We start from the raw sequence: 10509 nt of genomic DNA on the forward strand, positions 1-10509 counted from the left end.
AAGGAGTGACGAAAGAAATCTAATATAAAACTTATATTTACATTCTTAATTAAAAAAAATATGATCAAAGTTCAGACAGAGGATTTTGATATTTAATAAGTATAAAAATGCCTCTTAGTGCCAACTTTATCATGGAAAAACTTAATGCAATTAAATAACAATGGTTCTAGTACTGAACTCAGTACACTCGCACCTAAAATAATTCTTTTCCCTTTATTAAAAGCTATGGTGGGGACTCTTAAAAACCATAAGCCAGATCATTTCTTTAATTATTATGGGCCTTCTCATAATCTGCATTTTGATGCGACCGCTTTTGTGTCTGCGGTTTTTAAACAGATCAGGACTAAAAATGATTCAAAGCCAATCTATAACATCATCAAAGATATTCAATTATTACCTGAAGATTCAAAACTCCGAATTAGTACCTTATTTGATAAGGAATCTGAAGCTAAAACTGCCCAGACCTATCGTGATTTAGACCAGGTGATGTCTGAGATTGTTCAGCAAGTACTTCAAAATGCTCCGACAGGCATGGCACTGAATTCTCTCAACCAATTCTTAGGTGATCTCAAATATTCTGATCCAGTGATTGCCAAAAATTCTCAGTATCCTATGCAAGTCAAAGGGCAATCTAAAGTAGCTTCTTTGCAATATACAAACGACTTAAAAGCAAAAGATGGCGAATTGCGACTGTTTACCGTAACGGAAGAACTCAGCAAACCTAAATGGGTGAAAGAAGTTCGTGATGCTATCAAAGCCATTGTGAAGCAGTCCTACTCAGCTGGTGAGAAAATACCAGTAGAAGTTGCTGAACGTATGGAGGAAATTCTTGATGCTGAATGTTCAGTTGAAAATAACGACATCCAAAATCTACTTAATTTCGTAGAAACCAAAGCACTATCACGAGCACGTATCCGAAATTGCTTCAAAATAATGGAGATCATTGCTGATCACATTGAGAAGAATGAACGAAACGATTTTAAACGTGAAGCTGCTGTTTCTTATATCCGTAAAGCAGTCGCTTTTTTTGAGATTTTCGGTGATCGAATTGCACCTTGGAATGATGAAACGACTGAAGCCATTAAAGACTATGGCATTGATTTTGGTGCTATCTACGGCGCTGTAGGTAAAGTTGATTTTAATGCGCTGCTGGCTTATGTAAGCGCAACAGATGCATTACCAATTTGGGTAAAACCAAAAATTGAAATGAATGATATACGCCAAGAGGATAAGGATGGGCTATCTCTAAAACGTGAAGTCACTTATGCCTTTCGGGTGAATGGTGAGTTTGTTAAAGAGGAAAAGGTAAGTTCCTTTAACTCTAAGTTGCGGATCAATTATAAGACAGGCAAAGGCTACCGTTCGGACACGGATACCATGCTGACTGCTTATGAAGCTCGTCTGCATAGTATCAATGAAGCATTGCTGCTGAAGGATATTGTGGATGATAAGGGCAATCCAATTCTTGAAGAACGTCTAAGTAACGAGTGCTCAGATCGTGTTGCTCAAGTAGAGATGTTCCAGCTCATTATGATGTACTTCGTCCTATCGGGTCCGAAGATGGAAATTTCTAGTTTTGAAAGTGTATTCAATAAACTGGTCGAATCCTTTAAAAATCCTCAAAAACTCAGATACAACCTTGCTCGCATCTTGGATGAAATGCTGAATAGCGAAGATACCCATGAGCGAATGAAGGCAATCACGTCCACAATCACTACGGCGTTAAAAGCAAATTTGGATTCCATCATCAGTGAAATGGAAAAGGATAGCAGCCTTAAAACGGTACTTTACATCCTACCAAGCATTGTGAATCTGGATGTTTTCAAGAGTTCAATTGGTGAGGATTCCGAACAGTTCTTCAGTATCTTTAAGGGTAAAGAAACGAATTTCTATAGCTATATCTCGATTGTTGATGCCAGTCGTAAGAAACTGGCAAAAATGAGCGCTGACGAAATGTTACGTAAGAATAATTACGCTGGTAAAGCCTTAAGCCAGATTGAGTTTGATTCCACGCTGACAATCCGTACTTTGATTCCGCTTGCGAATCCAAATACAGACCTGGACCAATTTGATGTCGCTCGTAATCTGAATATTCCATGTTTACCAGTATTGATGGTGCCGACCAACAAGAAGGTAAGCGACAATGGGCTGCCACATTTTTATCATCCTGATAGCTTGAGTTACGACAACTTATTATCTAAATACCAGGTCATGATTCATTATTCATCTAAGCTATTTAGATTGAGTGACTTAAAAGGCGGTCATGCTCAATTATGTTTGGATGAAAAAGAAAATGCTTTGATCATTAGTACGTCATGTTTTTCGATTGCGATTCATCTATTCCTTAAACATCTGGTTAAAGAAGTAAAAAATCAACTGGGTATTGCAGAGCGCTTATATGTACCTGTAATGCGAATTGACTCAGTTGATGAACATGAGAATGAAGAAAAAGCCCAATTTCAAAGGAAATCAAAAAAGATCCAAAAAGGTGGGTTTAATCCTGAGTGTAAACGAGCGTATGCCACCGCTTATACCCTTGAGAAGTTGCTGAACAATGATGATGCTATTGTGAAGGTGCAGGGCCTTAAGTATCAACCAGATCCTATGCCTTATGGTAATCAAAATGGTGAGCGAGTTTGTGCCCCGGTGAACCTCGCTATGGATAAAACCGTGACTTACCGTATTCAGGCTGCAATTGAAGCACTGTCAGGATATTCAGAAATCATCATCCCATTTGAGGGCACTAAGGATAAAATTGCCTGTATTAGCTATAACTCTCGACCTGAGAATGATGTGGAATTTAAGTATCAGCATCAGAAGGATTTGCTACTGCTTAAACCAGATTATGGCTACATCTGCTACGTCTATACACTTGAGCGTATCAACGATAAACAGGGTCGCTTATCACTACAGAAGGTCAGTCATGCCCCAGTTGCTGAAGACAATCTGAGAACAAGTAAGGCGATGCACCGTATCATCGAAAAACTGCAGTCAGATGGTTTTGAAGATGTTGTATTGCTTTCACACCATTTTGCACAGCGTAAGATCGGTAAGACTGAAACCAGCAACTTGATTCATGAAAGTGAAAGCGCTTTGGATCAACTTGATCAGTTGTTCCCGGATATGAATTTCTATCCATTCCAGTCTGATACGATCCCAGCACTGAGCTTAAAAACCAGTGATAATAGTCGTGTCTATGAGGTACCGCACCATCAGTACCATACGGCGATCATCAATAAAAAAGAATATAAACAATCCTTGTCCGTATATAGCTTTGCGACTAAACGTACTGTGGGTGTTCGTACTCAGAATGGTATTTGTTCGTATTTCTATATGCTGACCAGCCAGGAGCATTCGATTCATAACGATAAGCGAATCAGATTGCACAGTAAAATTATTGATGTGAATGATTCCAATGAAATGAAGTCAATTCGCTCTGTATTGCGTGGTCTGCATTACTTTGAGTCTGAACGTCCTACAGCTGGCAAAAACTTCACTCCGGTACTTGAGCCTTCCCATATTCGTGGCACCACTGGCATTCAAGAGCTTGGTGAAGTCATTGTTTCAAGCCGCCTAAATAAAGGCGAAGTCGTCATGAGTCTGCCAGCCTTAATCGGCAAGCTCGAAGAATACGTTATTCTGAAGAATGAAGACTTGATTGATCCAATCGAGCCGACTCCAGAGGAAGCTGAAGAAACTTTAGCGACTGATGTGGAGTAAGCGCCGTGGTAAAAAATGAAGCCAAAGTTTGGGGCGAGGTTTATGAGATCGCTGTTAAACGTGGTTCGATTATGGCTTTGCTTGATGCAAAGCTATTATCAGCCAGCAATCCTGTAGTAGCAGAATGGAATAGTAAACAGATTGCTGATGTCTTTCAGGAAATGAAGGAAGCGCTATATAGCGATGTCATTAATGCCGCTATCCATGAAAATATCGAAAGCTATTTTCAGCAACTGATTAAAACTGGATTCGGGCATGGTTATACCAATACTCGTGAGTTCCTAAGAAAGATCAAGCCAAAAGGTATTGCAAGGGCTAAAACGGCGAATGCAAGACCAAATTGGAGCTTATCTGGCATCTGGTGTCCACTGACGATGCCAAATGATATAACCCAGACTTGGATTGATGACTATACGACTGAAGCAGAAATAGAAGCGATTGCGACCTTTAAAGAGAAAGCAGTTGAATCATGGAATCAGCAATTTGGAGTTTCTAATGCCAAATTGTTTAGTAAGGGCATGTTTGGCCGTGCTGACTTCTTAGCGGTGATCAAAGTCAAATCCAACTATCATGTGCTGGTTCAGGAATATTCATTATTCTACGTTTTAGGTGAACCAGAACAGTTCAATGCCAAGGATTCCTGTACCTATTTGCAAGAGTACAAACGTTACATCAAGCATTCTGAATCCCAAAGTGTCTTCTCATACGTGAATGCAGAAGCTCAGGAGATTCCATTTAAGTTCTCAAACAAGCTGCGTGAATACTTGCGAGCCTATGTTCGTAAGGAAAAAGTTTTGTTTAAGATGGCGCAAGGCTGTTCGTATGCAACCACTTTTGTTGATTCTTTTAAATGGAAGTTTGAACAGAATGACATGCCAAATATTCGTCTGAATGTGATGGCGATCACCAGCCGGGGAAGTGAATACATCTCTGCTGAATTTGCGGATAAAGATAAATCCCCAGAGCTGGAAATTATGTATCAGCTGGGCAAGGAGTATCAGGATAACGTTCTGAGTCTGGACGATATTGATGAACGCACGAAACTGCAAGTTGAGATTCTGAATTATCTGGTGAATGAACCTGTAAAAAACATCTCGGAAATCGTGTCCAAAAACATTAGCGATATTTCCTACGGTCAGGATCTTACTTTCACTATTACTGAAAGGCTTAAGGATTTTGTGAATCCTAACCAGCCACTGTCTTTAGAGTGGGTTTTTGACTTGATAGATCGGCAAGTCGATGACGAAGACCATAACCAAAAACTTAAAGAGATGGTGCAGGCTGAGTTTAAAGCAATTCGTAAGGGAAAAATTGAGAATAAAACTTCATTTACCTTACGTGATTTGCATAAATGCGCCGTAGTACTGGCACTGAAGGAAAGTAAACAAGGTCGGGTGAATTTCATCTGTTTGACTGGTACGCCGGGGATTGGGAAAACATCGAGCGTTAAGACCTTGTTGGCAGATTTGGAAGGGTTTTTCTTCTTCTACGCCAGTCCACGAGTGTTGATTAACGATGATGTGGTGAGTGATTTATCCAAAATCTCAGCTACGATTACCAGTAACAGTGATGTGGTGACACAGGCACAGCAAATCTATTCGAAGATTCACAATACGGATTGTAAGGTGAATGCTCGTGGTGCCGCTATTGTGGGTGGTGTTGAAGATCTGAAGATAGATCATGGCTCAAGTGTTCTATTGTTCAAACAAGATGAATACCGGAAGCTCAAAGACCTGGAACAGAATGCAAATGCCAATAGACGCTATGCCAATACCTCAGAATCTAGAATTACGGCAACCAATAAGAAGTTTGCCAGAGTGTTTGATTCATTAGGGGAAGCGACACAGCAATTGCTTGGGTTCCATCCAGAGCTCAATAAGCTGACGATGACTGTAGCAAGTCAGGCATTCATGCCATATAACACCACACCAGCTGGACCACGAAACCCAAGGGAAACCCAAAATAAAACTGTGGCAGCTTCCAGTTTGGATGGGCTGGAAAAAATGTTCCAATACAAAATCGATAAGAAGCCGACAGAGGCCAAAATCGAACGTAGAGAGTTTGCCAAAAAGTTCCCTAACATTGTGGTGATGTTTGATGAAATTACAGGGGATTCAGGCACTCGTACTTTTATCAATGAGATGCTGAAATTCCTTTCCAAAAACTTCATTGAACCGTTTCAAGGTAATTCACCATTTACGGTGACTGTGATTCTTGCTGATGCATCCCTCAGTAATGTGAATGCAATCCAGAACTACATGAAGAAACAGGATCAGTTACCAGCAAAAATGTTCATCTCTCCATCTTTGGGTAATTTCCCATTCAAGATGCAGACTGCAGATCTGGATGATGGTAACTGTGTTCGTTCTAGTATCCATGTCATGGCGAACTGTTACCCGGCAAGCGATCTTAAAATCCAATATATACTTAAGCAATACGCCGTAGTCCCTGAAACAGATGATTTCGGCTTGGATAAGAACCTGACTCATCTATTTCGCCAAGAAGCTGGGGAAAGGACTCAAAAGACCGCTATCGAGCTTATTCAGAAGAATCTTGAAGATGGTAAAAAGCAAGTTATCTATTTTGCTCAGGATAAAAATGCATTGGCCGCACTCAGAGATGCATTAGTCGATGAAGGAGTGGTTGAACGCTCTAAGATTGGCATTTTTGATAGCCAGTTAATGGGATACCACCGTACAGAGTTGCTGGATCGCAAAGAGACATTGCAAGTCGTACTGATTACTTCGACTGCGGCTAGGGGTATTTCGTTCCCGAACTGTGATTCAATCATTGCTGCCATGCCTCGTTTCGCAATTGAAGCCTCTTTAATGGAAATCGCCCAGCTTGTTTACCGGGGACGTGGTGGATATTTGGATAAAGAGAAAAATGAGTGGGTCAACGGCGATGAACGTGATCGTCTGCTGACGATTCTGGTAGAAGATTTCTACTTGGTATCTAATGATGAAACTCAGACAGAGCTTGAATATAAAGTTAAGAGCTCATTGGATATGCTCTCAATTTTCATGCTTATTCGTGGGACTTTATATACTCGTATCACTGGGGATGCTGGCTTCAAAAAAACTCAGATCGCCATGATCCCAATTGGTGAGGTGAAGGATAAGGCCAGTGATAAACCGGGGCTAGCTTCTTTGATCAGGGATTTCATGAAGGACGTGAATAGTGTTCTTTATAAGATTGCTGCAACCGAGGGTGAATTGGTTGGAAGGCTTAAGGCTGTAGTAGAGAAGGCTCAAACGGTTTACTCAGCAAATAAGCTCAGTTCTACCTATAGCACTAAGACCAACAAATACCGAAGTTTTTACACGCCGACATTAACGCCTGAGTTAAAAGAACTTCAGTTCTACGAGAAATGGTGCCGGGACCATCATTCGCTTAAGTCCAGACTACTCACCATTAGCGATCAGGAAGATGCTTTGACCATTCCTGAAAATATCTATATCTGTGGCCCTATGATTATGGAAGATCGCTCGAACTTCGGTAACAAGGAGTCGTTTGATATTGCCAATGACAATCTCTCACAGGATTCATTAAGGATATTCCTGAATGAGTTGATCGCCCTGCAGATGGGATTCCCTCAGTTGAATGCCTATAAGAACATTCAAAAGCATATCAGAGAGATCACGAATATGATTTCTGCTGTTCTTGAATCAGAAACAGATAGCTACACGAAAGAAGTTGAACAACAGGGCATGATGCGTAAGCTCTGGGTGACGTACCCGGTAGCAGCAAATGAGCTGGTTAAACTTCAAGATAAGAGCTTTGATAAAGACTGGTTTGATGCATTGAGCTTTGAGCTGAGAGTGAGGAATGCAGAGTTTCCGGTAATGCCAGAATATCGGGATCATCCATTTCGGGGTACTCAGCAATTATCGGGACATCCTGTGTTTGAAAGGTTATTCGAGCAGACGAATTTCATGCTTTGTCGGGAATTAAACTTGGTGAATACTTTGACTATGTTTAATGAATGATCCAAAAAAAATTATTTTATTTAGTTAATAGGGGATTAATAAAAAAAGTCACTTTTAAAGTGACTTTTTTTTTGAGTTTTATACGAATACGATTTGAAAAAAATATTTTTTGGTACGCTCGATTTAATAATTTAAGAAGGAGTTCCAAAGTTGGATCACTTTAAAAAAACGCGACGTGCCGTTTTACGTAATACTCAAGGTCTTGAGATGCTTGCTTTGCAGTCTCCCCACCAGGCAATTAAACCCTTGCGACTCCGATATAATCAAGTCTGCGAGCTCCTAAATGTTTCACGTGATTATTTAAGAAAAATCCGCGAAAGTGACGAGTCATTTCCGAAGGCCATTAAAAGTGGCACTTCCCGTCAAGCGGCTGTCTACTTCGATACTGAAGAAATCGAAGCTTGGTATCAAAAAGAAAAAGAAAGATGCAGGAGTGAACGCATATGAAAAAATTCACTAAGTTAAAAAGAGTAGTTAAAATTGCTAAGGAAAAAGGTAAGTGTAAAGTAAATAAGACATTTTCATTGGTTACGAAAAAGTATCAGCCGGATATCGATATTGAGGTTAACCAAACTTCGATATATGACATTCTGACCAACCAGGAAAGAAGTCGACTGATATTAGATGATGGTTTTTGGTTCAAGGAGCCGGAAAATAAATATATTTTTTGTGGTCATACGGCGCTATGTCTATACATGCATCTGAAATATGCTGGACTTGATGATGTTTTAAAGCAACTTTATGGGAAAAGAGAGTTAGCTGCAGAAGAGAAAGAAGAGCTTCGTAAAATAAAGTGTTGAAACGTACGTTTACATGTGTGATTCATAGAGACTGTTTCAATCTAGCTATCTCTAAACCCATCATTTTTTCCGAAGCCTGTTGAATGCCAATATAGAGCAATTTCAGCAGGCTATTTTCATTCGGAAAAGCCCCCGGGTTTTGGTCAGTTTCCTGAAATGACGATGGACTGCTTTAATCACATGGGTGGTGTAAGTCAGCTTTCGAACCGCTTTCGGGTATTTGAACAACTAAGCACTGAGTAAATGCCATTCACACAAGCGATAAGAATGTCATGAATGCCATGGTTTTGCAGATTTGGGGTTGAGGATTTTCTGCCAAATAATTTTTCAATTTCAGCATTCAAAGCCGCTTCGGTCAGCTGTTAACTGCACTAGATATCATGTTTTAAGTATTTATAAATGCCGAACAGCAATAAACACTCTCGATTTTTTAAATTGCTATAATATAAAGAACATCCTTAACTTTATTTAGTTTAAGGATGTTCTTGATTTATTATTTTAGATTACTCCTTAAAAATTTTTTATTTAAAAGGATAATTCATATTTTATAATAGAAGAAAAATCTGAAAAAAGTTCTTCATATACAGTTTGTATATTAATTAGTGTAGGCTTCTTAAAACCATATTTTTCAAAATATTGATTATCGATATAGTAAGCTACAGCTTCGTATGTATTAAAGTCTGTAGCAACGTTTAGCTTTGTACAAAATAATGAGTTATATTGTAAATTTAATTCAGTTTTTTCAATAATTTTAGAAGCAATCATTTTTGAAATATTACGTACATTTAGACTTCGAATAACAGGATGGATAGAAATTGGAAACTGACTTGGTGAATTACTCATAAAAGAATCCTTAAGCTAATTAATATTTTATTTGAAGAAAAATTTACTTAAATCGTCTGTTATGAAAGAATGCAAAGGTAAAACGTCGAAATTTTACATCTTTCATTTCAAAGATTTGGAATGGAAAGCATGAATACATGATTGTCGAGATCTTGTATTCATGCACATACAATATTGTTCATATAATTTTCCTCCTTTAATTTTCTTTTGAGATGTCTTTTTGTCGAAATAGACAATAAAATACTATCAATATATATATGAAAACTTGTCTAAATAGTCAAGTTATTATTGTCGATTTATGGTGTTTTATGTTGATTGAGATGGATTCTGAGCTATTTTGTGCAAGGCTCAAGGAAATAAGAAAACAAAGAAAAATGACTCAACAGGATATTGCGGACAAAACAGGTATCCCATCAACTTCTATTTCTCATATTGAAGCTGGTTCTAGAAAGCCGTCTTTGGAGAATTTTTTTAAGCTTGCTGTTGTACTAAATGTATCTGCTGATTATTTACTGGGTCGCACGGATCAATATTCAGATTTAGGTACTGATCCGGTTGCAAAGTCAATTCAAGGTTTACCAGATTCAGAAAGAGAGATGATCGAGAAGTTCATCCTATCTTTGCAGAAAATATAACCGGTTCCTAATCTGGGATACAGTTCAATTGATGAAGCATGAGTAGATATTGGTCTGTATCTACTGGATTCCTACAATCACATTAGATCTTATTTGAGTTTCTTCAAAGTTAACGTTACGTTAATTTTAGGGGGAAGTACTGTCCATTATTTTGTCTAGGATCAGTTCAGTATTCTCACGAATAACTTAGACAGAAAAGAACTTGATCTTCCACTTGCTGGTATTTAGAGACAATTAGATTTCCTTTCTTGGAAAAACTATACTTTTAAGACCAATCTCTACCACATGTATTCATAAGTTAGCCATTATTAAAAAATTTTTGACAATTTAAAGGTAATAAGAGCCAATCTCTGCCAATAACATTATTTTTTAGGTATTTTAAGAACTAATTTTGAGCTATTTTACTGCCATTTTACTGCCATTTTACTGCCATTTTACTGCCATTTTACTGCCATTTTACTGCCATTTTACTGCCATTTTACTGCCATTTTACTGCCATTTTACTGCCATTTTACTGCCATT

General features: G+C 38.6%; 6 protein-coding genes and 1 pseudogene. 5 read left to right on the top strand and 2 right to left on the bottom strand.

Going from position 1 to position 10509, the window contains the following annotated elements:
• The first annotated feature begins 144 nt into the window (after positions 1–144).
• From HLH16_RS07265 to HLH16_RS07280, 4 genes are all read left to right on the top strand, one after another.
• Positions 145–3720, top strand: a complete 3576-nt coding sequence (locus tag HLH16_RS07265) for a hypothetical protein (protein ID WP_171528836.1) — start codon at positions 145–147, stop codon at positions 3718–3720.
• A gap of 5 nt (positions 3721–3725) precedes the next feature.
• Complete coding sequence (locus HLH16_RS07270; protein WP_171528837.1) at positions 3726–7709, top strand: P-loop NTPase family protein; 3984 nt, start codon at positions 3726–3728, stop codon at positions 7707–7709.
• A gap of 150 nt (positions 7710–7859) precedes the next feature.
• On the top strand, positions 7860–8156 hold the full coding sequence (locus tag HLH16_RS07275) for a helix-turn-helix transcriptional regulator (protein WP_250850246.1): 297 nt from the start codon (positions 7860–7862) through the stop codon (positions 8154–8156).
• A complete protein-coding gene (locus HLH16_RS07280) occupies positions 8153–8509 on the top strand; it encodes a hypothetical protein (RefSeq protein ID WP_171528838.1) in 357 nt (118 codons plus the stop codon). Before HLH16_RS07275 ends, HLH16_RS07280 begins: the two co-directional genes overlap by 4 nt.
• Before the next feature lie 64 nt (positions 8510–8573).
• Here the strand turns inward: HLH16_RS07280 and HLH16_RS07285 are convergent.
• Both HLH16_RS07285 and HLH16_RS07290 read right to left on the bottom strand, forming a co-directional pair.
• Positions 8574–8734 (bottom strand): annotated as a pseudogene (locus HLH16_RS07285) (transposase); the annotation flags it as partial.
• A 300-nt stretch (positions 8735–9034) separates the two neighbouring features.
• Positions 9035–9352 carry a hypothetical protein gene (locus HLH16_RS07290; protein WP_171528839.1) on the bottom strand — a complete coding sequence of 106 codons (318 nt, stop codon included), beginning with the start codon at positions 9350–9352 and terminating at the stop codon, positions 9035–9037.
• Between the two features lie 308 nt (positions 9353–9660).
• Here HLH16_RS07290 and HLH16_RS07295 point away from each other — a divergent pair, with 308 nt between their 5' ends.
• Positions 9661–9987 carry a helix-turn-helix domain-containing protein gene (locus HLH16_RS07295; protein ID WP_171528840.1) on the top strand — a complete coding sequence of 109 codons (327 nt, stop codon included), beginning with the start codon at positions 9661–9663 and terminating at the stop codon, positions 9985–9987.
• The last annotated feature ends 522 nt before the right edge of the window (positions 9988–10509 follow it).

The sequence above is a fragment of the Acinetobacter sp. ANC 5378 genome, from assembly GCF_013004315.1.
GTDB lineage: Bacteria > Pseudomonadota > Gammaproteobacteria > Pseudomonadales > Moraxellaceae > Acinetobacter.